Source organism: Kitasatospora sp. MAP12-44 (assembly GCF_029892095.1).
GTDB lineage: Bacteria > Actinomycetota > Actinomycetes > Streptomycetales > Streptomycetaceae > Kitasatospora.
The window spans coordinates 6,287,611-6,314,267 of the sequence record NZ_JARZAE010000004.1 but is presented as its reverse complement, the minus strand read 5'-3'; the positions used below and the strand labels follow the sequence as shown (position 1 = coordinate 6,314,267).

Annotated in this window: 16 protein-coding genes; 3 read left to right on the top strand and 13 right to left on the bottom strand. The window is 70.5% G+C overall.

Annotation, left to right across the window (positions count from 1 at the left end):
* Positions 1 to 11 precede the first annotated feature (11 nt).
* Positions 12 to 656, bottom strand: a complete 645-nt coding sequence (locus P3T34_RS28925; RefSeq protein ID WP_280668966.1) for a DNA-3-methyladenine glycosylase — start codon at positions 654 to 656, stop codon at positions 12 to 14.
* A 125-nt stretch (positions 657 to 781) separates the two neighbouring features.
* Here P3T34_RS28925 and P3T34_RS28920 point away from each other — a divergent pair, with 125 nt between their 5' ends.
* Complete coding sequence (locus tag P3T34_RS28920) at positions 782 to 1,297, top strand: HNH endonuclease (protein ID WP_280668965.1); 516 nt, start codon at positions 782 to 784, stop codon at positions 1,295 to 1,297.
* Positions 1,298 to 1,336: 39 nt separating this feature from the next.
* On the opposite strand, the gene P3T34_RS28915 is transcribed toward P3T34_RS28920, so the two are convergent.
* From P3T34_RS28915 to P3T34_RS28890, 6 genes are all read right to left on the bottom strand, one after another.
* Complete coding sequence (locus tag P3T34_RS28915; RefSeq protein ID WP_280668964.1) at positions 1,337 to 3,127, bottom strand: PQQ-binding-like beta-propeller repeat protein; 1,791 nt, start codon at positions 3,125 to 3,127, stop codon at positions 1,337 to 1,339.
* Between the two features lie 87 nt (positions 3,128 to 3,214).
* On the bottom strand, positions 3,215 to 3,517 hold the full coding sequence (locus P3T34_RS28910; RefSeq protein WP_280668963.1) for a 4a-hydroxytetrahydrobiopterin dehydratase: 303 nt from the start codon (positions 3,515 to 3,517) through the stop codon (positions 3,215 to 3,217).
* 57 nt (positions 3,518 to 3,574) lie between these two features.
* Positions 3,575 to 4,333 (bottom strand): sulfite exporter TauE/SafE family protein, encoded by a 759-nt coding sequence (locus P3T34_RS28905; protein ID WP_280668962.1) that lies wholly within the window; start codon positions 4,331 to 4,333, stop codon positions 3,575 to 3,577.
* A 137-nt stretch (positions 4,334 to 4,470) separates the two neighbouring features.
* Positions 4,471 to 5,493, bottom strand: coding sequence for an SPFH domain-containing protein (locus P3T34_RS28900; protein WP_280668961.1), 1,023 nt, complete (start codon positions 5,491 to 5,493; stop codon positions 4,471 to 4,473).
* A gap of 10 nt (positions 5,494 to 5,503) precedes the next feature.
* The gene (locus tag P3T34_RS28895; RefSeq protein ID WP_280668960.1) at positions 5,504 to 5,929 is read right to left on the bottom strand and encodes an NfeD family protein; all 426 of its coding nucleotides are present in this window, start codon (positions 5,927 to 5,929) and stop codon (positions 5,504 to 5,506) included.
* A gap of 100 nt (positions 5,930 to 6,029) precedes the next feature.
* Complete coding sequence (locus tag P3T34_RS28890; protein ID WP_280668959.1) at positions 6,030 to 6,821, bottom strand: ABC transporter ATP-binding protein; 792 nt, start codon at positions 6,819 to 6,821, stop codon at positions 6,030 to 6,032.
* A gap of 205 nt (positions 6,822 to 7,026) precedes the next feature.
* Between P3T34_RS28890 and P3T34_RS28885 the strand changes: the two genes are divergently transcribed.
* Entirely contained in the window at positions 7,027 to 7,824 is a 798-nt protein-coding gene (locus P3T34_RS28885; RefSeq protein ID WP_280668958.1) for a hypothetical protein, read from the top strand.
* A 14-nt stretch (positions 7,825 to 7,838) separates the two neighbouring features.
* Here P3T34_RS28885 and P3T34_RS28880 read toward each other — a convergent pair whose 3' ends face one another.
* The 4 genes from P3T34_RS28880 to P3T34_RS28865 form a co-directional block, all read right to left on the bottom strand.
* Positions 7,839 to 8,486: a response regulator transcription factor gene (locus P3T34_RS28880; protein WP_280668957.1), complete on the bottom strand. Its 648-nt coding sequence runs from the start codon at positions 8,484 to 8,486 to the stop codon at positions 7,839 to 7,841.
* Positions 8,479 to 9,627 (bottom strand): GAF domain-containing sensor histidine kinase, encoded by a 1,149-nt coding sequence (locus P3T34_RS28875; RefSeq protein WP_280668956.1) that lies wholly within the window; start codon positions 9,625 to 9,627, stop codon positions 8,479 to 8,481. The genes P3T34_RS28880 and P3T34_RS28875 overlap by 8 nt, the downstream gene beginning before the upstream one ends.
* Positions 9,628 to 9,746: 119 nt before the next feature.
* The gene (locus tag P3T34_RS28870; protein WP_280668954.1) at positions 9,747 to 10,205 is read right to left on the bottom strand and encodes a hypothetical protein; all 459 of its coding nucleotides are present in this window, start codon (positions 10,203 to 10,205) and stop codon (positions 9,747 to 9,749) included.
* A 6-nt stretch (positions 10,206 to 10,211) separates the two neighbouring features.
* A complete protein-coding gene (locus tag P3T34_RS28865; RefSeq protein ID WP_280668953.1) occupies positions 10,212 to 17,750 on the bottom strand; it encodes an RHS repeat-associated core domain-containing protein in 7,539 nt (2,512 codons plus the stop codon).
* A 272-nt stretch (positions 17,751 to 18,022) separates the two neighbouring features.
* Here P3T34_RS28865 and P3T34_RS28860 point away from each other — a divergent pair, with 272 nt between their 5' ends.
* Positions 18,023 to 22,330 carry a LamG-like jellyroll fold domain-containing protein gene (locus P3T34_RS28860; protein WP_280668952.1) on the top strand — a complete coding sequence of 1,436 codons (4,308 nt, stop codon included), beginning with the start codon at positions 18,023 to 18,025 and terminating at the stop codon, positions 22,328 to 22,330.
* A gap of 70 nt (positions 22,331 to 22,400) precedes the next feature.
* On the opposite strand, the gene P3T34_RS28855 is transcribed toward P3T34_RS28860, so the two are convergent.
* Both P3T34_RS28855 and P3T34_RS28850 read right to left on the bottom strand, forming a co-directional pair.
* A complete protein-coding gene (locus tag P3T34_RS28855; RefSeq protein ID WP_280668951.1) occupies positions 22,401 to 23,930 on the bottom strand; it encodes a UDP-N-acetylglucosamine 1-carboxyvinyltransferase in 1,530 nt (509 codons plus the stop codon).
* A 97-nt stretch (positions 23,931 to 24,027) separates the two neighbouring features.
* Positions 24,028 to 26,604, bottom strand: a complete 2,577-nt coding sequence (locus P3T34_RS28850) for an FHA domain-containing protein (RefSeq protein ID WP_280668949.1) — start codon at positions 26,602 to 26,604, stop codon at positions 24,028 to 24,030.
* Positions 26,605 to 26,657: the final 53 nt, after the last annotated feature.

The following is a 26,657-nucleotide window of genomic DNA, read 5'->3' as shown; positions in this document are numbered from 1 at the left end:
GCGCCACCTCTTTAGCTCCGGACCGGACCGCTCGGGCTGCGGCGGCGCGGGGTGTGGGCGCGATACGGGCTGACGCTGGGCTCGTCGGCGGTCCAGAAGCGCCACGGCGTCCGACTGCCGAGCGCCACCCCTGTGCGCGGGCCGCTGCGGATCAGTTCGGCGGGCGGCGGTGTGCCGTTCAGCACGCGCAGCACCGGCCCATCGAGGTCCGCGCCGTCCTGCGACCGGTCGACGCCGAGGGCGACGGCGAGCCGGGCCGGGCCCTGCGCGAGGTCGGCGTCGCCGCGGCTGGTCGCGCGCCGCCTGCGGGCGAGCTCCAGGCCCGCCGTGACCTGGCCGGCCCGAAGCAGGACGCCGCCGGGGGCGAGGCCGGGGCCGCAGACCAGGTTCAGGCAGAAGTGCATGCCGTACGTGAAGTAGACGTAGGCGTGCCCGGGCGGGCCGAACATGACGGCGTTGCGGGCGGTCTGCCCGCGGTAGGAGTGCGAGGCGGGGTCGTCCGCGCCCTGGTAGGCCTCGACCTCCGTGATCCGCAGCTCAACGCTGCCGTCCGGGAGGGTGCAGCGCAGGAGGCGGCCGAGGAGTTCGGGCGCGACGATCGGGGCCGGCCGGTCGAAGAAGGCGCGGGGCAGCGGATCACGGGCGGAGATGGGCACACGGTGAGCGTAGCGGGGGCGGATGACACCCGCCGTTGGCCTAAATTCCGTTGTCCCGTGCGCCTGCTGGCATCCACAGTGGACAAGTCCGCCACAGGGCGGGAGGGCTCTGGGAGGTGGCCGGAATGCGCAACACGCTGGTTCTGAACGCGAGCTACGAACCGATGTCGACCGTGTCACTGCAGCGCGCGGTGGTGCTGGTGCTCCAGGACAAGGCCGTGGTCGAGCAGGCGCATCCGATGCGCATGGTGCGGGCCACCGGGATCTCCGTACCGGTCCCCCGGGTGATCAGGCTGCGGCGGTACGTACGGGTGCCGTTCCGACAACGGGCGCCGTGGTCGCGGCGCGGGGTGCTGGCCCGTGACCAGCACCTGTGCGCGTACTGCGGGCGGCGCGCGACCACCGTCGACCATGTCCAGCCCAAGTCGCGTGGTGGCGCCGACAGTTGGCTGAACACCGTGGCCGCCTGCGCCGCCGACAACCAGCGCAAGGCCGACCGGACGCCCGAGCAGGCCGGGATGGCGCTGCTGCGCCGCCCGTTCGAGCCGACCCCGGAGGCCTCGCTGATGCTGGCGCTCGGCCTGCGCGCCGCGGAGGCCGGCGAGCTGGCCGCCTGGCTCCCGCGGTCCGCGGCCGCGTAGCGGCGGGGCCTTCGGTGGCAGCCCTTGGCCTGGTAGGTGTCAGCCCTTGGCCTGGTAGGCGGTGGCGAGGCCGAAGTTCGCGGAGTGCTCGGGCACCGCGATCACCTTGCCGCCGCCGGTCAGCACCCGGCCGGAGCTGAGCAGCGAGCCGGTGTCCGGCGGGAATCCGCCGCCGACGTCCTCCTGGCCGCCGGTCACCGCGAAGCGGCTGAGGTGGGCGGGCTGGCCGACGCGTTCGTCGGCGGCCAGCACCAGCGCGCCGTTGTCGAAGCCGACCGCGCGGACCGTGCCCTTCTCGCTCACCGGGGTCTGCCAGAGCTGCTTGCCGGTGGTCAGGTCATACGCGACCGCCACGACCGGCCCGGCGCCGCTGCTGGGGAGCTGCGTGGTGATCATGCTGTGGCCCTGGAAGAAGACGCCGGGCAGCGCGTCGAAGCTGCCGCGCGAGACGTCCAGCCGGGTGGTCGCGGTGCTGACCGGGATGTCGGTGGCCGGATCACCGGTCGGTCCCCAGGCGAAGACCTGGGCGTCGGTGGGCTTGTCCCCCGTGGTGAGCACGACGGCTGGTTCGGCCGACAGCACGGTGACGGTCTTCGGCTGGTTGTTCAGCCCGCGCCACCAGAGCACCTTGCCGTCGGCGACCGAGAGCGCCACCGCCTGGTCGGCGGGCGTGCTGTCGGCGCAGGCGCTGTGCAGCAGCACGGTCGCGCCGGAGGCGCTGCCGGAGAGCGTGCAGAACTTGCCCTGCCCGGCGTACTGCCAGGCGTCCGTGCCGTCCGCTGCGGCCCAGGCCGCCGCCTTGTCGTCGCCGACCACGACGACCTTGTCGGCGGTGACCGCGACATGGGCGGCGTAGGCACCGGTGGCGGCGGAGACGGTCTTGGTCCAGGCGGTCTTGCCGGTCTTGGAGTCGACCGCGGCCAGCAGCACGCACGGGGTGGTCGGGTCGGCCGAGGGCCGGAAGAGCACGCCGCCCAGGCCCGTTGCGTTGACGGTGGGTGAGAGACCGCACGGGACGGCGCCGGGGGCCGGGGGCGCGACGCTCCAGGTGGGCTTGCCGGTCGCCAGGTCGTAGGCGTGCACGCCTGTGCTGTCGGCGCGGACCACGGCGTCGGCCAGCAGCCAGCTGCCCAGCAGGGTGTCGTCCGCGCCGGGCTGGAGGGCGACTGCGGGCTGGGCGGACCAGATCTTGCTGTGCGCGACGGCGAAACCGGTGTCGGTGGGGGCCGCCGCAGCGTCCTTGGGAGCCGCGCTCTGGCGGGTCGCGACGAAGCCGGCCGTCAGCAGGACGCCGAGCGCGGCGACGCCGGCGGCCGTCCGGAGCAGCAGGGCGCGCTTGGCCGGGGTCTGGTCGGCGCTGAGGACACCGGTGGCGGCCTCCTTGGCCCGGTCGACCAGCGAGGAGCGTGCGCCGGGGGCGCGGCCGGCGCGGGAGCGCGCGGAACGACCCGGCTTCGGCTCCTCGGCGGTAGCGGTGGTGGTGACGGTCGCATCGGGCGCATCGGCGTCCGAGGGCTGCGGGTCCGAGGGCTCAGCCGACGGGGTCTCGGCGGACGGGGTCTCGTCGAGCGACGGCTGGGCCGGGAACGCGACCGGCGGCTCGGCATGGGGCTCGGCGTAGGGCTCCGCGTACGGCGCGTAGTAGCCGGGCTCGGGCTGCCACTGCCACGGCTGCTGCTGCCCGTGCTGCCCGTCCCCGTAGGGCTCGGGCTGGGCCTGCGGCGGCTGCTGGGGGTACCAGGACTGCTGGTACCCGTACCCGGCGGGCTCCTGCCCGTCGCTGCCATGGGGGTACCCCTGGCCGAAGGCTGGGGGAGGGTCCTGAGCCATGCGTTCCGTCCGTCCCGACTGCGTGCTGCGACCGCCAGCATCTCATGTCGGCGCTGCGGGTCCGGCCCCCCACCAGCTGCCGGGCGGTCAGCTCGGTTGCGGCAGCAACTCGTCGATGCGGGCCGCCAGCTGGAGATCGAGGCTGGTCAGGCCGCCCGCGCTGTGGGTGGAGAGGACGAAGGTCAGGGTGCGCCAGCGGATGTCGATGTCCGGGTGGTGGGCCATCTCCTCGGCGATCTCGGCGACCGCCACCACCGTGCGGATGGCGGCCGGGAAGTCCGCCGCGTCGGCGGTCCTCGTGATGGCGTCGCCCGCGCGGCGCCAGCCGGGCAGGCCGGCCAGCGCCGCGGTGATCTCGTCCTCGGAAAGCCGGCTCGGCCTGCTGCTCATCGCTTCGCTCCAGAGGGTTTTCGCGCGGAGGGCCAGAGCTTTGAGAATATCCGCGGGTCAGCCGACCAGCAGCTTGACGGCCGCGATCAGGCCGATCACCACGATCACCGCGCGCAGCGCGTTCGGCTTCAGCCTGCGGCCCACCTTGGCGCCGAGCAGGCCGCCGAGCGCCGAACCGGCCGCGATCAGCAGTACCGCCGTCCAGTCGATCGTGGCGGTGAAGATGAAGAAGACCGCGGCGACGCCGTTGACCAGCAGCGCGAGGACGTTCTTCGCGGCGTTCATCCGCTGCATCTCGTCGCGCAGCAGCATGCCCATCAGGGCGAGCAGCAGGACGCCCTGGGCTGCGCCGAAGTAGCCGCCATAGATGCCGGTGAGGAAGACGCCGGCGATCAGCGCCGGGCTGCCGTCGGCCCGGGCCGGCGAGCCGCCGCGGGCGGCGACGGCCTTGGCCACCCGGGGCTGGATGACCACCAGGACCAGCGCGAGCAGGATCAGCACCGGCACGATCGCCGCGAAGGCGCTGCTGGGCAGCTTGGTGAGCAGATAGGCGCCGAGCAGGCCGCCGAGCAGCGAGGCGCTGCCGAGCCGGATCAACCGGCGGCGCTGGCCGACCAGTTCGCGCCGGTAGCCGATCGCGCCGCTGACCGAACCAGGCACCAGGCCAAGGGTGTTGGAGACGTTCGCGGTGACCGGCGGCAGGCCGAAGGCGAGCAGCACCGGAAAGGTGATCAACGTCCCCGATCCGACGATCACATTGATGGTGCCCGCTCCGGCTCCGGCGGCGAAGACCGCGAGCCCTTCCCAGAGGTTCATCAGCTGTCCCAACGTTTCGCGTGTCCACTCCCAAGGGGGTAGCGGCGCTCGCGATCATGCCGGACAGCGGCGCGGCTGCCCAGTCGGTTCCAGGATGGGAGACGGACCGGGCAGCCGGGCGGGCTGGGGCGTGTCACCTACTCCGGGTCGAGCTTCGGGTACTCACGGGTCGGGTTGACCCGGGGGCGGGCCGCGCCCTTGTCGTCGGTGTCCAACGGACGCGGGCCACCGGCCGGTACGGGCGGTGCGGTCGGCGGGGCGGTCGGCTGCGGCGGGACCTGGTTACCGCCGTTGAGGCCGCCGAAGGCGCCGCCGAGGCCCTTGAGCGCGTCGCCCACCTCGCTGGGGATGATCCAGAGCTTGTTGGAGTCGCCCTTGGCCAGCTCCGGCAGGGTCTGCAGGTACTGGTAGGCGAGCAGCTTCTGGTCCGCGTCGCCGTCGTGGATGGCCTCGAAGACCGTCCGGATCGCCGCGGCCTCACCGTCGGCGCGCAGCACCGCGGCCTGCGCCTCACCCTCGGCGCGCAGCACGTCGGCCTGCTTCTCGCCCTCGGCGCGCAGGATGGCGGCCTGCCGGGCGCCCTCGGCGGTGAGGATCGCGGCGCGCTTGTCACGGTCGGCGCGCATCTGCTTCTCCATCGAGTCCTGGATGGAGGTCGGCGGCTCGATCGCCTTGAGCTCGACGCGGTTGACCCGGATGCCCCACTTGCCGGTGGCCTCGTCGAGCACGCCGCGCAGGCCCGCGTTGATCACCTCGCGGGAGGTCAGCGTCGACTCCAGGTCCATCGAGCCGATGATGTTGCGCAGCGTGGTGACGGTGAGCTGCTCGATCGCCTGGATGTAGCTGGCGACCTCGTAGGTCGCGGCCCGGGCGTCCGTCACCTGGTAGTAGATGACCGTGTCGATGTTCACCACCAGGTTGTCCTGGGTGATCACCGGCTGCGGCGGGAAGGGAACCACCTGCTCGCGCAGGTCGATCCGGTTGCGCACGGTGTCGATGAACGGCACCACGATGTTCAGCCCCGCGTTGAGCGTGCGGGTGTAGCGGCCGAAGCGCTCGACGATCGCGGCGCTGGCCTGCGGAATCACCTGGATCGTCCGGATCAGTGCGATGAAGGCCACCACTACCAGAACGACCAGCACGATGAGGACGGGTTCCACGGTCTCTCCCCTAGACGACCAGGGCTGTCGCGCCCTGGATTTCAACGACATCCACCTGCTGGCCCGCCTCGTACACGCGGTCCGGGTGCAACGCCCTGGCCGACCAGATCTCGCCGTTCAGCTTGATCCGGCCGTCCGCGCCGCCGTCCACCCGCTCCTGCACGATCGCGGTCGCACCCGGCAGTGCCTCGATTCCCATCCGGACCTGCGGCCCCTTGCGGAGCTGCCGGTAGGCGATCGGACGGACCACCACCAGCATCGCGATCGAGACCGCGATGAAGATGACGAACTGCCAGACCGCGTCGACCCCGAGCCCGGCCGCGGCCGCGGCGCCGGCGGCGCCGATCGCGAACATGCCGAACTCCGGCAGCGCCGTCACCGCCAGCGGCACCCCCAGGCCGACTGCGAGCAGGAGCCACCACACCCAACTGTCCACAGCCCCATCCTAGGGAGGAAACATGCTCAGGTGTGGTGGCTTCCCGCAGGTGGACGGGCGGAAACCGGGCAGGCTCAGGCGACTTGTCGATGCGCGGGGGTCAGCCGAGCGGCAGACCGTGGGCGGACCAGCGGTCGCCGTGGCGCTCCAGGGTGAGCGGCAGGCCGAAGCAGAGCGAGAGGTTGCGGGCGTTCAGTTCGGTGTCGATCGGGCCGGCGGCCAGCACCTTGCCCTGACGGATCATCAGCACGTGGGTGAAGCCGGGGGCGATCTCCTCGACGTGGTGGGTGACCATCGCCATCGAGGGCGCGAACTCGTCCTGGGCAAGCGCGCCGAGCCGGCGGACCAGGTCCTCGCGGCCGCCGAGGTCGAGGCCGGCGGCCGGCTCGTCCAGCAGCAGCAGCTCGGGGTCGGTCATCAGGCCGCGGGCGATCAGGGTGCGCTTGCGCTCGCCCTCGGAGAGGGTGCCGAAGGTGCGCTCCTCGTAGCCGCGCATGCCCAGCCGGTCGAGCAGGGCCAGCGCGCGCGACTCGTCGAGGGACTCGTAGGTCTCGTGCCAGGTGGCGGTCATGCCGTACGCGGCGGTCAGCACGGTCTTCAGGACGGTCTGCTCGCGCGGGACGCGGTCCAGCATCGAGGCGCCGGCCAGGCCGATCCGCTGGCGCAGCTCGAAGACGTCCACCGCGCCGAGCTTCTCACCGAGGACGGCGACCGTGCCGCTGGTCGGGTAGAGGTAGCTGGCGGCGACCTGCAGGAGGGTGGTCTTGCCGGCGCCGTTGGGGCCCAGGATCACCCAGCGCTCACCCTCGGCGATCGACCAGGAGATCCCGCTGATCAGCGCGCGCCCTTCCCGGACCACGGATACGTCCACCAGCTCCAGCACGTCAGTCATGCCTACGCCTTCCCCAATGCAGAATGCGGACGTCCGAGGCTCCGGCGCGTCGGGGCCCTCGGGGTGCGGTCCACTCGTGTCGACAAGTCGGTGCGGACGGGCGGCCTGCTCCCCCGCCGGTAGGCGGGGCGGGAGCGCGGCTTCTCGCACAGCACAGGGCAAACCTACGCCACCCAGGTGAGCCGTTCTTCCGTAGGCTGGCCCGATGCGTGTGACTCCTGCCGACAATCCCTTCTCCGAGCCCCGTTCCGGACGTCTGGCCGCGTGGGGCAACTCACTGCTGGCCGGCTTCTCGCCGCCGGACCACGTGGTGGAGGAGGTGGTGGGGAGCGACGAACCGCACCGGGTGACCGGGCTGCCGGGCGATACCGAGGGCGAGCTGCACGGGCTCAGCTGGGCGCTGGGACGGCTGCGGGTGCTGGGCGCCACGGGTCTGCGGCTCGCGCTGCCCGCCGAGGGGCACCCGCTGGGCCTGACCGGTCCGGCCGCCTTCAACGTCGCCGCGCTGGCGGCGGGCGAGGCGGTGCTGGCGGTCGGGCTCCCGGTCGGCCTGGTACCGGAGGTGGACGTGTACGGACCGCCCGGCGACCAGTCGGCGACCGTGCTGTGGCGCTGCCAGGAGGTGCTGGAGGCGCCGCCGGCCGATGTGCCCTCGCTCTACGAGGCCGAGCGCGAGCTGGCCGAGGGGCTGCGCGAGGCGACCGCCATGCTGACCCGCCTGGACGTGGCCGGCGCCGGCCCGCAGGCGCTGCGCGAGCTGGACCGCTTCCGCCGGCGCGGGCACGCCGAGTTGCTGGCACCGGGCTACCCGCCGCGCGCGGTGCGGGTGTTGGAGTCGGCGCGGCAGGTCTCGGCGCTGCTGGAGATCGCGGCGGGCGGGCACGGGGCCGCGGTCAGCGCCTCCGAGATGGCCGCGCGGACGGCGGCGCTGGCGCCCCTGCGCCGGACCGCCCGGCGGGCGCAGGTGGCGGCGTACAACGCGCTGGTGGACGAGCGCTCCTAAGGGTCTCTGGACCCTCAGGCCGCGCCGTTGCGGACCGCCCAGAGGGCGGCCTGGGTGCGGTCGGCGAGGTCCAGCTTCATCAGGATGTTGGAGACGTGCGTCTTGACGGTCTTCTCGGAGAGGTTGAGGCTGCGGGCGATCTCCCGGTTGGAGCGGCCGTCGGCGATATGGCCGAGCACCTCGCGCTCACGTTCCGTCAGGGTCCCACCACGGCCCTGCGGGACGTGCGGCGCGTCCTCGGCGAGCAGTGCGCCGGCCAGCTCCGGCTGGAGCAGCACATGCCCGGCGTGCACCGAGCGGATGGCGCCGGCCAGCGCCTCGGGGTCGACGTCCTTGTAGACGTACCCGGCGGCGCCGGCCCGCAGCGCGGGGACCACGGTGCGGTGCTCGGTGAAGCTGGTGACGATCAGCACCCGGGCGGGGTTGCCCTCCCCCTTGAGCCGGCGCAGCGCCTCGATGCCGTCCACGCCGGGCATCTTGAGGTCCATCAGGACGACGTCCGGGGAGAGCTCCTGGGCCTTGGCGACGCCCTCGGCGCCGTCCGCCGCCTCGCCGACCACCTCGATGTCGTCCTGGACCTCCAGGAAGGTGCGCAGGCCCCGGCGGACCACCTGGTGGTCGTCGACCAGCAGGACGCGGATGGGCGAGCGGGCCTCAGGCACCGGGCACCTCCAGTTCGATGACGGTCCCTCGGCCCGGGGCCGAGGTCAGGGTGAGCCGGCCGCCGACGGTCTGCGCCCGGTCGCGCATCGAGACCAGGCCGAGGTGGCGGCCCTCGCGGCGGACGCCGTCGGGGTCGAAGCCGCGGCCGTCGTCGGTGACCCGCAGCACGGCGCCGCGCCCGGCGGTGCCGCGCAGGGTGACCTGGACCTGGTGCGCGCGGGCGTGCCGCAGGGCGTTGTGCAGCGCCTCCTGGGCGACCCGCAGCACGGCCGCCTCTTGGGCCGGCGGCAGGGTGCGCACGCCGTCGGAGTCGAAGCCGACGGTGGCGGCGTGCGCCCGGTCCAGCACCTGGACCTGCGAGGCGAGGGTGGCCACCAGCCCGTCCTCGTCCAGCGCGGCCGGACGCAACTCGACGACCACGGCGCGTAGTTCATCGGCGGCCTCGGCGGCCAGCCGGGCCACCTCGGCGAGTTCGAGGCGGGCCCTGGCCGGGTCGCGGTCCAGCAGGGTGGCGACGGCCTTGGCGGTCAGCCGCAGCGAGAAGAGCTTCTGCGAAACGGCGTCGTGCAGGTCGTGGGCGATCCGGGCGCGCTCGCCGGCCAACGTGAGTTCGCGGCTGCGCTCGTAGAGTTGGGCGTTGCGCAGCGCTATCGAGGCGTGTGCGGCGAGGATCCGCAGCAGGCCCTCGTCGTAGTCGGTGAAGCCGCCGTCCTTGTTGGCCAGGAAGATCGCGCCCAGGATCTCGCCGTCGTCGACGATCGGCATCCCCAGGAAGTGGCTCATGTCCGGGTGCGCCTCGGGCCAGCCCTCGAAGGCGGGGGCCTGGCGGACGTCGGTGAGCCGGGTGGGTTCGAGCTCGTGCAGCATGGTCGCGAGCACGCCGTGCTGGCGCGGCAGCGGGCCGATCGCCTCCCACTGCTCGTCGGTGACGCCGTCCACCACGAACTGCGCGAAGCCGCCGTGGTCGTCGGGCACCCCCAGGGCGGCGTACTCGGCGCCGAGCAGGCTGCGCGCGGAGGCGGTGATCCTGCGCAGTACCTCGCGCACCTCCAGGTGCCCGCTCATCGCGAGCACCGCGACGCTGACGGCCTCCAGGTCGCCCAGGCAGGGCCCTGGCAGCGGTTCGTCGGTTGTCCCCATGCGATCACCGTACCGCCGGCCCGAGGCGCAGTGCCTCGGGCCGGCGGCGGGTGGGTCCTACACCCGGCGACCTAGGCCGCCAGTACTGCTAGCTAGAGAGCGAGTTACGCGCGTCCGTATTAGGAGGCCAACGAATGACGAGCGATGTCGTAACCCTGAGAGTTTCCCGGCAGCAGCGTCGACATTTTCCCGAAGAAGGATTCTCCAGCAGACCTAAGCGCCGCCAGAAAGTCGCTTTCGTTGACGTTAACCTGCCTCAGATCGTCGCCGACTCGACATGATACGAGAAGCCGTCCCGGACTACTCCGAAGAAACTTCAACATGATCGGCTGATCCGGAAAGAATGTCGACGCTTCTCCCTCCATCGGGAGCGCATGGATCATGTCCGAGATGTATGACCAGAGTTGGTCGATGCAGTCCCAGTCGGCGACAGTAAGGATCTGCACCCCATCTGCGATGAGTTCGATAGCGCCTTCGACGTACTGCGCATCCGGAGGGCGTTCCTCACAAGATTCTATCTGCACGAACGCCCCATCGGGCAACCTCAGCAGGGTCCGCACCTCGATCACGGAGGCCACTACAGATCACCCCTTCACCGGATAGAACTGTCCCACTCGACCATTATTGAGACCAAGCACGTAATTAGTTCCGTTTAGGCTACCTCGAATCTGATACATCCCGCGCGACCCTCGGCTGATTAGAGTGTCACGGTTCTGCTGCATGACGCTGCCGATGGCGTCCTGAATGTCACTCACGCTCATCTTCGGATCAAAGAACGACTGCTGAGCCTTTACTGAGCCGTCCCAATACGTCGGATGGTGCCTCTCCAGGATATGAGTCATGCCAGACCGATCCAGAAGGAAATTCTGATTGCCGAATTGGAATCGCTGACTGCTCCAATTCTTAAGAACCCCCAACCCTCCGCCACAGAGGGAATTATGAACCAGAACTGGCGTGATACCGGCCAGCACATAGTACGTGTGGACGTCGTCGACCGTCAGGTCGTAGGTGATCTGCGGATCGGTGTAGGAGCGGGTGGCCATGACCGTGGCGGTCCCGCCGTCCGGCGTCTGCAGGAGGTCGCCGGGGCGCAGGTCGCCCGCGTTCTGCCAGGTGTGGGCCGTGACGTCGTAGTACGGGTGGTTCGAGGTGGACGTGATCACGTGCAAGCCGTCGGGGGTGCCGACCGTGATGTCCGTGAAGTCCCGGTCAGTGGTGGTGACATGGACCTGGTCCACCACATGGGACTCGGTCCGGCTGCCGCCACCTGGGGCGTCCGCCACGCGGTCGCCGACCTTGACGTCCTCGATCTTCTTCGTCGAGCCGTCGGCCATCAGCACCTCGGTGCCTGCGACGAAGCTGTGCGAGCGGGGACACGATCCGGTCAGCGCCTTGGCAGCGTCATTGGCCTTGGTGGCATCCTTGACGTCATTTTCGTCGCCCCACAGCTTGGCTACCAGCCGCAGGCCCTTCTTCTTCGCGAAGTTGCCGCCCGCGTCCTCCGGCGCACCGAAGAAGCTCGTGACTCCGCCGATGACGCCACCGGAGTGGTAGCCATCGGTGTTCTGGTGGACGCCGACCTTCTTCGCGAGCCAGTCCAGCGGCTTGTGCAGCTGCCCGGTCGGATCCAGGCCGCTCACGACCCCGGACACGAAACCCGCCGCCAGATCAAGGAAGCTGCCGCCTGGGCGGCCGACGTTCGGGCTGGTCTGCTGGTACTTGCACCAGGTGTCACACCAGCCGGCGATGCCGTCCTCAGCGGGGTACATCCGGCCCGATGGGTCACTCAGGTTGACCGGGTCGTTGTTGCTGTAGGCGTAGCCGTTCCACTGCTGGGGGTTGGAGGAGTCGAGCAAGGGGTCGACTCCGACGAAGCGGCCGGTGGCGGACTGGTACTCGCGAGCTCCCAGGTTGGTCAGGCCGGTCGTGGTGTCCTTGGTCCCGCCGACGAAACCGTGGTCTCCGGCCCAGTTGTTGGTGGCCGTCGAGGTGGCGCGGGGGTTGCCGAAGGGGTCGACCGGGTTGCGTGTCTCGGCCAGCGAGTTGGCGTCGATGGCCAGGGTGTCGGTGCCGTGGTTGTCGGCGAACTCGTAGACGGCCGAGTTGCCCTGACGCACCAGGGTGACCTCGCCGGGGATGCTGTAGTAGCGGGTGCCGCTGAGCGACTTGGTAGCCGTGGTGTAGGTCAGCTCGTCGCTGCCGAGCGTGATGACGGTCTTGTCGGGGTCGCGCCGGACGAGCTGGTTGCCGTCGGCGTCGTACACGTAGGTGGTGGTGGCCCCGCCCTGGGTGACCGAGCCGAGCTTGCCCTCGGCGTCCCAGGTCAGGGTGGCGCCGCCCGCGGCATCCGTCGAGTTCCAGGTTCCGGAGTTCCAGAGCGGGTTCTGGTTGACGGCCTGGGCCGACTTGTAGAGGACGAAGTTGCCGTCGTCCTGGACCGCGATGTAGGCACCGGCATTGCCGTAGGTCACCGTGGACCAGAGCGGGTTGTGGTTGGTGTCGTAGACCACGAAGTTGCCGTCGGTCTGCATGGTGGCCCAGGCGCCGGGGTGGTTGTTGGTACCGGTCTTCCAGACCACGGCGCCGGTCCGCAGCGAGACGAGGACGAGGTTGCCGTCGCCCTGCATGGACAGCCGCATGCTGTTGGAGGTGATGCTCTGTCCGGAGGCGATGACCGTACCGCCGAGCAGGTTGCGGGTGCCGAGCGGGTTGGTGATCTTGGTGGTGTTGCCGTCCGCGTCGTACTGGTCGGAACCACCGCTGCTGGTCACACCGTTGCTGCTGTCCTGGCTGGTCAGCAGCGCGTGCGGGCCACCGGTGCCGCCGCCGGTGTCGGCCGCGCCGGTCGGGGTGTTGGCGACGCCCGGAGCCCCGAAGGTCTGGGTCGTCGTCTGGTCCTTGGTGCTGTCACCGTTGGTGTCGTGCTGCACCAACTGGGTGCGGTTGCCGGTGAGGTCGTAGCTGTAGGACTGCCAGTACGCGGCCGGTCCGCCCACCGTGGTCCTGCTGGGGGCCTGCGCGCCGCTGGTGGGGCTGGCGTTGGCACAGCTGCCGATACCGCCGACCGTCGGCATCGCCGCCATGTTGACGCCACCGGTGTCCGACCACGCCGTGGTCAGCCGGTCCAGGTAGTCGTAGCTGAAGCACTGCCGGTCGGTGGCCGCCGGGACGTTGTCCGGGATCGAGGTGATCGCGGTGACCAGGCCGGCCTGGTTGTAGGCGTAGGCGGTCTGCTGCACCGTGCCGGTACGGGCGGTCTGCTTGTCGACGAACTGGGTGAGCAGTCGGCCCGTGGTCTCGTCGTAAGCGTTGGTCTCGACGATCTGGGTGCCCCACGGGTTCAGCGTGGAGCGGAGGTTGCGTCCGTAGGCGTCGTAGTCCGAGGAGACGTCGTAAGTGGTGTTGCTGGTACCGAAGTTGTCCAGCGGCCCGTCCACGTCGTACGTGTAGTTGACGGTCTCGGCGGCCTGGTCGCCGACCTGGGAGCGGCTGTCAGCGGAGAGGGCTCCGGTCAGCGGGTCGTAGGTCGCCTGGTGGGTGTAGGTGTACGGGGAGGTCTGGTTGACCTCCGAGCCGGGGATGGAGACGGTGGTGGAGGTGGGTCGGTAGGCCGTGTCCATCGCCGTGACCGTGCTGCTGTAGGCGCTGCCGCTCGTTCCGCCGACGTAGCGGGTGGAGGAGGCGGGCTGGCCCTTGGCCACCGTGTCGTAGGTCCAGGCGGCGAGCTGCTTGGTCGGGTCACCGGCGGTGGTGCCGTTGAACTCGCCGGTCTTGCGGCCCAGTAGGTCGTACGCGTAGGCGAGCGACTGGCCGCGGGCGTCGGTGGTGGAGGCCGGCCGGCTGTCGGTGTCGAAGGTCGTGGTGCTGGTGCCGCTGTCGGGGTCGGTCGAGCTGATCTGCCGACCGCGCAGGTCGTAGCCGTAGGACCAGGTGTTGCCGGCGGCGTCGACCCGGCCGGCCGCCTGGCCGCTCGGCGTGTAGCTGTACGTGGTGGTGTCCGCGTCGGACTGGTGGCCGGTGGCGGTCGTTGTGTGGTACTGCCACAGCTGTGCCGTGCGCCCGCGGGCGTCGGTCACCGTGCTGGTCGGGGTCGCTCCCTGCGGCGACACGTCGGTGCGTTCGGCACCCGGGTAGACGGTGGTGGTGGTCGCCTGGGGCGAGCCGTAGGCGAGCAACTGGCTGCTGGTCGGCCGACCCTGGCCGTCGTACTGGGTGTAGGTCTGCGCCGGGACCTTGTCGGTGCTCGGCATGAACCAGGTGGTCGACGGGCCCGAGTCGTTGTTGTAGTAGGACGCGTCGGTCCGCCCGACCCGGCCCTGCGAGTCGTAGTAGGTGTCGGTGATCATCCGGCCGGTGTAGGAGGACATCCCCGGCGTTTCCTGGGTCTGCACCGTGCGGCCGAGCCCGTCCAGGATCTCCACCGAGGTGCTGTACACGGTGCTGGTGGCGCCGTCCGAGCGGAGCGTCGAGGTGGCGACCGTGGAGGGTGCGCTGCTGCCGTTGAGGGCGTAGGCGTAGTTGTAGTCGGGGTTCTGCGAGGTGGTGCGCCCCGCCAACCACACCTTGCTGAGCCGGCCGAGGGCGTCGTACGCCTCGGTGACGGTGCGGCCGTTCGGGTCCGTCGTGGTCAGCGGCAGACCGCGGGCGATGTCCAGGGTCTTGGACGTGGTCCGGCCGGTGGCGGCGTCGGAGGCGCCGGCCGGGGCCGGGCTGGTGACCGAGACGGAGTTCGGCAGCTCACCCGGGTTGGCCGAACCGTAGACAGTGGTGGTGACGGCCCCGTTGGGGTGCGCGGAGTCTGTCGAGTTCGGGTCGGTCGCGGTCGCGGCGCGGCCGTACGCGTCGTACGTGCTGGTCGCCGTGGTGGTGAACTGCGGGTTCCCGGAGCCGTCGTAGTGGTCGATCAGCTGCGTGCCGGTGTTGTCACCGGTCGCCAGGGCCTGCCCGAACGGCTGGCCGTCGTAGAGGTTGCGGGTCCACGCGGAGGTGTTGGCGGCCGTCGGGGTCGCCGAGCACGCCGAGGCGCCCGAGACGGTGAGGACGTCGGACGGCAGCGAGGTCATCTGCGGGTTGCCGCCGACCGCGTACGACGTGCGGGTACACACGTCCGGCAAGCCGTCTGCGGTCTGCAACGAGGTGACCGGACGGTTGCCGTTGGCGGGATCGGAGGTCACCGTGCTGCCGGTGGTCTGCAAACTGCCGTCAGTCTTCTGCTTCTTGGTGACGCTGACGGTGCTGGTCGCGGCGTACCGGGCGATCAGCGGGGTCCAACCGGCACGGTTGTGGGTCGCGGTGGTGACCGGGCCGCTGCTGGTGTTGACGGTGTACTCGTCCGGTGCCGGATCGCCGGCCTTCGCGTAGTTGTCAGTCTCCAGGACCTGGCCGGCCAGCCAGTCGTCGTCCGACACCTGGCCGCTCATCGGGCCCGCCACCGTGGACGTGCGGGGGCCTGTGGTGGTGATGTCACCGTTCATACCCTGGTAGTACGAGGTGCTGGTCTGCGCGATCGGGCCGTCGGCACCGCTACCGGTCTGGACCGTCACGGACGCGTAGCCGCGGAACTGGTCCCAGGTACGGTCCTGGTCAGCGACGAACTGGGCGTCGTTGCGGTGCCAGGCCGCCTTGCCGTAGGTGTAGGTGGTGACCTGCGGCAGCGAACCCTGGATCAGGTTCGACTTCGGGTCAACCGTGACGGTCTTCACCGGGTAGCGCAGGAACCAGTCGTCGGTGGGCACCGTGGTCGCCGTCGAGTTCGGCGGGTACCACTTGACGTTGTAGCAACCGACGGTGTCCTGGTCCGCCGGGGGCGGCTGGGGGCCGTTGACCCGGGAGCACGCAGGGTGGGAGCCGTCGTAGTCGACGCCGATGCTGCCGCCGGTCTCGGTGGTGATCAGCGAGATGCGCGGCCGGTAGAAGTCCGGGCGGGACAGGCTGTAGCCGTCCACCCGGTTAGGCAGCAGCACCGAGGTGAACGACACCTGCGGGAGGTTGATCGCGCTCTGGCCGCTCTGGTTGTCCTGGGCCTGGCGCTTGATATCGGTCAGCCACGGGATCTGGGCGTTGTCCGAGCCGTTCTGATCATTGAGGAAGCTGTGATCGAGCGTGTAGGTGTCGACCTGGCGGTACGAGCCGCCCGACTCCACCTCGGTGGTGATGGAGTTCAGCCACTTGCTCGACCAGAAGCTCGGGCCGTACTGGTTGCAGCTGCCGGCCTGGCTGAGGCACTGCTCGTCCATCGGAACGTCCGGCCAGTTGGCCGCGTTGGCCGTGGTCCGCTGCCCCGGGTCGCATGCGGCGGTGCTGGTCACACAGCGCTCGCCGGAGTTGAAGACGACCTTGGCCGCGGCCTGGTAGCCGCCGTTGGCGCCGAGCTGGTCCGACAGTCGCTGACCGTAGCTGATCGAGGCAAGCACGCCCGCGCGGGTGTAGGACTGGTTGGAGCCCGTGCCGTTGTTCTGGCCGCCGCCCAGTGCGTAGTAGTTGGCTTCGGGCGTGTAGGCGTAGCTGATCAGGTTGCTGTGCGCATCGACGACGAAGTCGAGGTTCCAGCGCCAGGCCGACTGGCACCAGGAGGCCTGGCCCTTGGTCGCGTCGTAGCACGGGTCGCCGCTGTTCGGCGAGAAGACCGGCTCGGTGAACGCCGATCCGGTGGCCGCGCCGATCGTGGTCGGGTTGCCGTTGGCGTCGGGCAGGTGGTTGAGGCCGAAGTAGTAGACCGTGCCGGTGGTGTCGGTCACCTTGGCGTAGGAGCCGTTCCAGGTGCCGTTGGTCGCACCGGTCAGGAACTGGACCTTGGTGCCGTCGTCGCCCTGGAGGTGCCAGGTGCAGTGTGACTGCTCGTCGTTGCCCGAGGCGTTCTGGCAGCTGGCGTCGTCCGGGACGAGCTGCCCTGAGTGACCGCCCAGTGAGAGGGTGCCGTTGGCGCCGGCCCAGCACTGGTCACCGGAGTTGGTGATGCCGTCCTTGTTGCACGGGCGGTAGGAGCGCTCGATGAAGCCGGGGCTGTAGTCCCAGCCATCGCCGATCCAGGAGGCCTGTGAGTTGGTGGAGGAGGTCTTGCCGTCCACCGAGGAGGAGTCGTACGAGAGCGCGACCTGGGGAGCGCTGCCGCCGATGGTCGGCGGGAGCTGGAGTGGATAGTTGTAGGTGAACGAGCCGGCCGAGTTGCCGGAGGCCCATGCCTGGCTGGGCGCCAGCGAGGAGGCGGCGTAGGTGCCGGCGCCGCTGCTGGAGCTGCTCACCACCCCCAGCACCAGCGCGTCGGCGGCGGCCTGCGGCGCGGCGGCGAGTGACTGGGCCTTGGGCTGGGCACCACCCGCGGCGGTACCGGCGGGCAACTGGACGTCCGCCACCAGGCGCTTGGTCGCCGCGTCGTAGTGCGAGGGAACGGGTGTGCGCTGCTGGCAGCCCTTCGCCTGAGGGGTGGTCAGCGCGCAGGCGGGCAGCTTGACCAGGGTCGCGCGCTGCGCCCAGTCGCCGCCTGTGCCGGCGCCGAACCGGCCGGCGTCCAGGGAGAGCTGGGTGCTGGTCGCGGCGCTCGCCGACTTCGGGGTCAGGGTGAGCAGTCCGTCGGGCGTCCCGGCGGCGGTGGCGGTCCTGTCATCGGCCACCGAGACCGTGATCGGGACGGCTGCCGCCTCGGTGGTGGGCGCGGCCTGGGCGGAGACCCGGGCGGCGGCGGCCGGCGCCGAGGGCGTCAACCAGACCGGCAGACTGCCGGCTTGGACCGCGGCGCCGGCGGCGGGCGCAGCCTGCGCGGCGGCGGCCGACTTGGCCTGCGGCGCCGCCGCTCCGCTTCGCGCGGGTGCGGGCAGGACTATGTCGGCCTGGCCGTGCGGCCTGGCCGGCGCGGTCTTCGGCGGCGTCCACATCGGTGCCGAGGCCGGCGCGGCGGCCGGGTGTCCGGGAACCGACTTGCCGGGAACCGAAGCGGTCTTCGACAGTGTGGTGTTGGGCGGGGTCCAGATCTTCGACGACCCCGTACCGCCGGCCGCGACCGCAACCCCGGCGGTCGGGACGACCAGCGACCCGACGACGGCCAGCGCGGCGAGTACGGCCAGCGGCGAACGGCGTGGTCGCCATCGGGTGCGTGGGCGGGCGGATCTGGCTGAGCGAAGTGGCATGAGTTTGGCGCTCCCGTGAGTTGACGATGTACCAGGGCAGCCTGAAAACCGATGGACAGTCAGGCATAGGCAGCCGCACCCTACGTCCACGTCTGAAGATCCACTCAAAAAGTTGAGCGTGATCAACATCACCGGGCTCACAAATCCCTCATGTCTCCCCGAAACGCCTCCACGCGAGAGTTAATCCTTTTCCAAGGATCTTCTAACAGCCCATCATGTTGTCGATCTCTGCGCAGTCGCGCCGATCCCACCCCTCCCGTGGAGACCTCTACATGCCTCTGCCCGCCCACCCGCCGTTCTCCCGACGGCGGAGAACCTCGCCTGCCCGCCTGGTCGCCCAGGCTGCCGCCCTCGCCCTGACCGCCGCTCTCGCCTCCCCCGTCGCCGCCTTCGCGGCACCCGCGCCCGCGCCGTCGATCACCCAGCTGATCGCCGCCGGCGCCGCCGCCCACGCGGGCGACCAGCCGCCCGCCTCGGAGGCGGACAAGGCGATCGCGCAGGCGAGGAAGACCGGCAAGAACGTCCCCGTGCCGTCGCTGACCACCGAGTACTCGGACACTGTCGCGACCCCGCAGGGCCACCTGACGCAGACTCAGCACGTCGACCAGCAGCGCATCAAGCACGGCAGTGACTGGGTCACCCTGGACCCGACGCTCGCCCGCGCCGCCAACGGGTCGCTGCAGCCGAAGGCCTCCGCCTCAGCGCTCACGCTGTCCGGCGGCGGCAAGGGCCCGCTGGCCACCATGACCACCTCGGACGGCAAGCAGCTGTCGATCGCGGCACCCTTCGCGCTGCCGACGCCCACCGTGAATGGCGCCACCGCCGTCTACCCGAACGTCACCCCCGGCACCGACCTGCAGGTCACCACCACCGGGGCCGGCGGCTTCTCCACCGTCCTGGTGATCAAGAACGCCCAGGCCGCCGCCGACCCGGCGCTGAAGAAGCTGCACTGGGCCACCACCACCAAGGGCGTGACGGTCCGCACCGACAGTGCCGGCAACCTCGCCGCGGTGGACTCCTCGGGCAAGCCGGCCTTTGCCGCGCCCGCCCCCACGATGTGGGACTCCAGCACGGCCCCCGCGCCCGCGGGCCACCCGGCCGCCCTCGCCGCCGGCAGCGACGCCGCCGCTGCGCCGAGCCCGGCGCCCGTCGCCGACAGCAGCACCGCGCAGCACCCGGGCCTGCTCGCCAAGACGGCGCCGCTCGCGGTGGCCGCCTCGGGCAACGGGATCGACCTGACCCCGGACCAGTCCCTGCTGAGCAACCCGGGCCTGAAGTTCCCGGTCTTCGTCGACCCGAGCTGGCAACCGGCCACCGCGGCCCTGCAGTCCTGGACCTGGGTGCAGACCGGCAGCAACTCCTCGCACTTCCGCGAGGCCAACCCGCACCTGGGCGTCGGTATCTGCGCCCAGTACCCGAACGGCGGCAGCTGCTCGCCGTCGATCACCTACCGGTCGTTCTACCAGTTCGACATCACCGGCTTCGCCGGCGCGGTGATCAACAGCGCCGCGCTCACCGCCAACCAGTACAGCAGCGCCGACTGGAACTGCAGCACGCAGTACCCGGTGGACCTGTACACCACCGACGGAATCGACAGCGGCACGGTCTGGGACAACCAGCCCGGCAACGCCACGAAGATCGCCACCCAGCAGTTCGGCGGCTCCGGGCACAGCGGCTGCGGCAACGAGGTCAGCGCCCAGTACGACGTGACCGGCACGTTCCAGTCGTACGCCTCCCGCTCGGCGGGGACGATCACGTTCTCGCTGCGCGGCGACGAGAGCAACGACTACGCGCTCAAGTTCTTCGACTACTCGCCCTCGCTGGCCGTCACCTACGACCGGACGCCGAACCCGCCGACCAACCCGTACGCGTACCCGCACCCGACGACCGTCAGCCCGGCCCAGACCAACGAGGGCTGCGGCACCGGCTACGGCTGGCTGGGCGCAGGGACCAACCTGGCCGGGACCGTCACGTTGAACGCGACCGTCTCCAGCCCGGTGCAGTCCCAGCTCTACAGCTGGACGCACATCTGGGACGACACCGTCCCGAGCGTCAGCATGCCCTCCGGCTACTCACCGCTGGTGGCCAGCGGCAGCAACGCCTCGTTCCAGCTGCCGGGCAACACCCTGCAGAACGGCCACCTCTACACCTACAGCAGCTTCGCCGCCGACCAGCTCAACGGCGTCGGCTGGGCCGGCCCGACGCCGGGCTGCAGCTTCGGGGTCGACCTCACCCCGCCGACCATCAGCTTCCCCACCTCGGTCAGCGACCTGAACAACTACTTCCCGCCGTCCGGCAACGGTCAGACCACCAACCTGTGGGCCGGCCAGCGCGGTTACGTCCCCTTCACGGCAACCGACCCCGCACCCGGCGCCGGCTTGATCAGCTCCGGCCTGGCCTGTGCCCGCTGGGGCTGGGACCCGCAGCTGGCCGGTGACCAGTGGCAGTGCGGCGGTGCGATGCCGCAGAACGCCATCCAGGTGGTGCCCGGCCACTGGGGGACCAACATCCTCTACGTGCAGGTCGAGGACAACGCCGGCAACTACTCGGGGATCGGCCAGTACTCCTTCTACGCGCCGTGGAACCCCAACGGCCCGGCCCCGGTCTTCGGTGACGTCACGGGCGACAGCGTCCCCGACATCGTGACCCCGGACAGCAACGGCAACCTGCGCGCCTACAACGTGCCCGGCAACCCGATCGCCACCAGCAACACCTCCGGGGTGCTGGCCGCGGACACCGCGCACAGCCCCAACGGCCTCTCCTGGGCCAACACCCAGATCAGCCACCGCGGCAGCTTCACCGGCGGCAAGGCGATCGACGACCTGGTCGCCCACGAGCCGGGCAGCTCGCAGCTCTACGTCTACGGCAACCCGGGTGACACCGGGGCGTACGGCAAGTTCGACAAGCACACCCTGCTCGCCAAGCCGGCCTGCGTGGACAACGCCGCCCAGACCAACTGCGTTGGCTACGACGCCAAGGACTGGTCCACCACCGAGGCGATCGCCGCGCTCGGCGACCCCAGCAGCACCGGCCTCGACACGAGCAAGCACTTCCTGAACCGCACCTCGCTGGTCACCGAGGAGGACAACGCCTCCGGCGGCGCCGACCTCTGGTACTACCCCGTGGTCTCGGACAACACGCTCGGCCAGCCGGTCCGCCTCTCGGGCGACTTCAACTGGAAGGGCTGGGATCTGATCTCCCCCGGCGACTGGGCCGGCCAGGGCCAGCCGGGCCTGTGGGCCCGCAACCGCTCCACCGGTGAGCTGCGCGGCTACACCTTCAGCAAGGCCACCCAGGTCAGCGGCACGGACCGGTTCAACAACCCGATCACCTGGTACACCCTCGCCTCCATCGCCACCACCAGCACCATCGGCAGCGTCGCCGCGAGCGACCGGCCGTACATCGGCTCGGACGGCGACATCTCCGGCAACGGCCACCCCGGCCTGTGGACCGTCAACACGAGCCGCGGCATCGAGGCCTGGGACGGCGTGCCGGCCGGCACCGCGGCCAACCCGGGCTACACCTGGCAGCACGGCCCGTACAGCGCCGGCACCACCAGCACCGCGGACATCTGGCCGCTGAACGGTACCGGCGCGGACACCGGCGCCGTCAACGCCATCCAGACGCCCGGCAACTCCACCTGGACCGCCAACCACGCGGGCACCGCCAACGGCGCGGCCTCGTTCAACGGCAATGTGATGGGTACCGCGCTCAACCCGACCTGGGGCAAGTACACCCTGGCCGCCGGCATGAACCTCTCCTCCGGCCAGCGCGTCAGCGCACTGACCAGCACGCTGACCATGCAGCCCGACGGCAACCTGGTGCTGGCCGCGGCCAACTCGCCCATCCCGCTGTGGGCCTCGGGCACCTTCGGGCACCCGGGCGCGATCGCGAAGATGCAGTCCGACGGCAACTTCGTCATCTACGACACCAACAACAACGCGCTGTGGTCGACCGTGACGAACGGCAACAGCGGCAGCACCATAGCCCTGCAGAGCGACCACAACCTGGTGGTCTACAGCGCCACCGGCTCCCCGCTCTGGAACAGCAACACCTTCAACGCCACCTTCAACGGGCCGATTCCGGTGGCGGCCTCCGGCCCGTCCGTCGACACCTCCAACAGCTACACGCTGGCTGCCTGGGTCAGGGTCAACGGGGACACCAACAACGACCAGACCTTCGTGTCGCAGAACGGCGACACCGTCCCGTCGCTCAGCCTCACCTACCGCAAGTACAACAACTCCTGGGTGGTCTTCGCCCCCGGCGAGGACGACAGCAACGCCACGTGGTACTGCGCGGGAACCGGTAGCAACACCGCGACCTACAACACCTGGACCCACCTGGTCGCCACCTACGACACCGGGACCCACGCGCTGACCCTGTACGTCAACGGCCAGTTCGCGGGGTCCACCACCCAGCCCACGCCGTGGGGCGCCAACCGGCAGCTGACCGTCGGCGAGGCCCTGTTCAACAACGCCACCAGCGTGGTCAACAAGCTGAACGGGGCGGTGAGCGACATCCGCAGCTACCCCTACGCGCTCACGCCGCAGCAGGTCACCGCCATGTACAACGGCAGCTGACCAGCCGGCTGAAAAACGGGGGTGCCCAGGACCGGATCCGGTCCTGGGCACCCCTTCGTCGTGCGGTCGCTCAGATGTCGCGGAAGGTCTCGATCTGGGCGCCGATGGAGTTGAGGCGCTCGGCGAGCTCCTCGTAGCCGCGGTTGATCACGTAGACGTTGCGCAGCACCGAGGTGCCCTCGCTGGCGAGCATCGCGAGCAGGACCACGACGGCCGGGCGCAGGGCCGGCGGGCAGATCATCTCGGCGGCCCGCCAGCGGGTCGGCCCCTCGACCAGGACCCGGTGCGGGTCCATCAGCTGCACGTTGGCGCCGAGCCTGGTCAGCTCGGTGAGGTAGATCGCGCGGTTGTCGTAGACCCAGTCGTGGATCAGCGTGGAGCCGTGCGCGGTGGCGGCGATGGCCGCGAAGAACGGCACGTTGTCGATGTTGATGCCGGGGAAGGGCATCGGGTGGATCTTGTCGATCGGCGAGGTCAGCTTGGACGGCCGGATGGTGAGGTCGACCAGCCGGGTGCGGCCGTTGTCGGCCGGGTACTCCGGGCTGCGGTCGTAGTCCAGGCCCATCTCCTCCAGGACCGCGAGCTCGATCTCCAGGAACTCGATCGGCGCGCGGCGGACCGTCAGTTCCGAGGAGGTGACGACGGCGGCGGCCAGCAGGCTCATCGCCTCGACCGGGTCCTCGGAGGGCGCGTAGTCCACGTCGCAGGTGATCTGGGCCAGGCCGTGCACGGTGAGGGTGGTGGTGCCGATGCCCTCGATCCGCACGCCGAGGCGCTCCAGGAAGAAGCAGAGGTCCTGGACCATGTAGTTGGGGCTGGCGTTGCGGATGATGCTCACGCCGTCGTGCCGGGCCGCGGCCAGCAGGGCGTTCTCGGTCACCGTGTCGCCGCGCTCGGTCAGCACGATCGGCCGGTCGGGGCTGACGGTGCGGTCGACCGAGCCGTGGTAGATGCCGGTGGTCGCGGTGACCTCCAGGCCGAAGCGGCGCAGCGCGGCCATGTGCGGCTCGACGGTGCGGGTGCCGAGGTCGCAGCCGCCGGCGTAGGGGAGCTTGAAGCGATCGACCCGGTGCATCAGCGGGCCGAGGAACATGATGATCGAGCGGGTGCGGCGGGCGGCGGCGACGTCCATCGCGTCCAGGTCCAGGACGGCGGGCGGGGTGATCTCCAGGTCGCTGCCGTCGTTGATCCAGCGGGTGCGGACGCCGATGCTGTTGAGCACCTCCAGGAGGCGGTAGACCTCCTCGATCCGGGCCACCCGGCGCAGCGTGGTGCGACCGGTGGTCAGCAGCGAGGCGCAGAGCAGGGCGACACAGGCGTTCTTGCTGGTCTTGACGTCGATGCTGCCGGAGAGCCGACGCCCGCCGACCACCCGCAGGTGCATCGGGCCGGCGTAGCCCAGCGAGACGATCTCGCTGTCCAGCGCCTCACTGATCCGGGCGATCATCTCAAGGCTGATGTTCTGCCCGCCGTTCTCGATCCGGTTGACGGCGCTCTGACTGGTCCCCAGAGCTGTGCCGAGCTCTGCCTGCGTCCAGCCGCGGTGCTTGCGGGCGTCGCGGATGAGCTTGCCGATGCGTGCGAGATAGTCCTCTGCCATGGGCCAGACGATATCTCATGGATGAGATACGACTGCGGGCGGTACCCCCAAACGGGGGACCGCCCGCAGTCGTGAGCGACTGTCAGCCCTCATGCTGTCAGCCCTGCTGCATGACCTCCGGCTCGTGACGGCGCAGCAGGCGCAGCACGAGGAAGGCGAGGCCCACCGAGATGACGACCAGCGCGCCGGCATTGATCGCCCAATGCAGCACGCTGTGGCTCCACATCGCGTCGCGGTGGTCATTCTGCGGGTGCAGCGGGTCGTGGTCGAAGGGGACCATCAGGTGACTGAGGTTCAGCGTGGTGCCGACCACGCCGACTCCCCAGCGGGCCGGCATCAGCCAGGCGAACTGCTCGAGGCCCGGCTTACTGAAGATCTGGAAGAGCACCCCGGTGAAGACCACCTGGATGATCGCGAACATCACCAGCAGCGGCATGGTCTTCTCGCTGGTCTTCACCAGCGCCGAGATGACCAGGCCGAACATCATCGAGGTGAAGCTGAGCAGGATCAGACCGATCGCCATCTCGACGGCCGGGGCGTTGGCGAAGATCAGGCCGTGCTCCGGCAGCGTGCGCGGCGCGAAGCCGATCACCGCGATGATGGCGCCCTGCAGGATGCTGAACAGTCCCAGGACGACGATCTTCGAGACCAGGTACGCCGACCGGGACAGGCCGGTGGCGCGTTCTCGTTCGTAGATCGCCCGTTCCTTGATCAACTCGCGGACCGAGTTGGCCGCCCCGGAGAAGCAGGCGCCGATCGCCAGGATCAGCAGGATCGTGCCGGCCTGGCCGTTGAACCCCTGCGGGTTGGTGTTCGGACCCAGGCCGAAGCTGTCCGGGATGACGGTGCTCACCCCACCGAGGACGGCCGGCAGCAGCACCGACAGGGCCAGGAAGCCCCGGTCGGCGGCGAGCACCGACATGTAGCGGCGCATCAGCGTCCACAGCTGGGAGCCCCAGCTCTGCGGCTTGGGCGGCTGGATCTGCTCCTGCACGATCGGCGCGGACTGCACCGCGGTCACCGCATCCACGTCGGCCGAGTAGGCCTTGTAGTGCTCGGAGCCGCGGTAGCGGCCGGCCCAGTCGTGGTCCGGGTAGTTCTCGAAGGCCTGGAAGACGTCCGCCCAGGTCTCGTAGCCGAAGAAGTGCAGCGCCTCGGCGGGCGGCCCGAAGTAGGCCACCGACCCACCCGGCGCCATCACCAGCAGCCGGTCGCAGAGCGCGAGTTCGGCCACCGAGTGGGTGACGACCAGGATGGTGCGGCCGTCGTCGGCCAGGCCGCGCAGCATCTGCATGACCTCGCGGTCCATGCCCGGGTCCAGGCCCGAGGTGGGCTCGTCCAGGAAGATCAGCGACGGCTTGGTGAGCAGCTCGAGGGCGACCGAGACGCGCTTCTGCTGGCCACCGGAGAGCGCGGTGATCCGGTTGTCGGCGCGCTTGTCCAGGCGCAGCTCGTAGAGCACCTCGTCGATCCGGCGGGCCCGCTCGGCGGGCTCGGTGTCGCCGGGGAAGCGCAGCCGGGCCGCGTACTTGAGGCCGGTACGGACCGTCAGCTCCTTGTGCAGGATCTCCGACTGCGGCACCAGGCCGATCCGCTGGCGCAGCTCGGCGAACTGCTTGTAGAGGTTGCGGCCGTCGTAGAGCACCTCGCCGCGGTCGGCGGGGCGGTAGCCGGTGAGCGCGCGCAGCAGCGTCGACTTGCCGGAGCCGGAGGGGCCGATCACGGCGACCAGCGACTTCTCCGGCACGCCGAAGCTGACGTCGTTCAGCAGGACCTTCTTGCCGCCCTTGAAGTCGACCTCGACGGTCAGGTGGTGGGCGGAGAAGGAGACCGGGCCGTTGTCGATGAACTCCTGCAGCTGGTCGCCGACCAGCTGGAAGGAGGAGTGTCCGACGGTCAGCCGGTCCTGCGGACCGAGCAGCTGGCGCCGGGTCGGCTGGCCGTTGACGAAGATGCCGTTGTGCGAGCCGAGGTCGACGATCTCGTAGCGGCCGTCCGGCAGTTGGTGCAGCTCGGCGTGGTGGCGGGAGACCTGCAGGTCGGAGACGACCACGTCGTTGTCGAGCGCGCGCCCGATCCGCACGATGCGCATGCCCGCGGTGAGGTTGCGGACCACCGTCGGGTTGCGCTCGCCGGGCCCCTGGGCGCTCATCGGTGCGGGGCTCTGCTGGTGCGGGAAGGGCGGGTTCGCCTGCGGGGGCTGGGCCCACGGCTGCTGGCGGCCGTTGTCCCACTGCTGCTGGACGGGCGGGGCGGGCTGGTGCTGCTGGACGGGCGGGGCGGGCTGGTCCCAACCGGGCGCCGCGGCCTGCCGGTCGGTCTGCGCCTCGTGCCAGCCGGCGGCCGGCGTGGGCACGGGTGCGACGGGCGCGGCCGCCGCGGCCGGGGCGCTGAAGCCGAGCCGGGGGCCGTTCTCGGCGTTGCCGAGGTTGACGACCGTGCCCGGGAGCAGCTGGGCCTGCTGGGTGCGCGCACCGCCCACGAAGCAGCCGTTGGTGCTCCCGTGGTCCTGCAACTGCCAGCCGGCGCCCTCGAACGAGATGGTGGCGTGCCGCCAGGAGATCCTGGGGTCGTCGAACGGGAAGTCCGACTGCGGATCCCTCCCGATGGTGTAGGACTGTCCCGGCTCCAAAGTCCGGTACTGCCCATTGAGCTCAAGTACGAGTTGCGGCACTTTCCGCCTGCCCCGCTCTCTCGGTCCCCCGGTGATCCCCCTGCGGGGAGTGC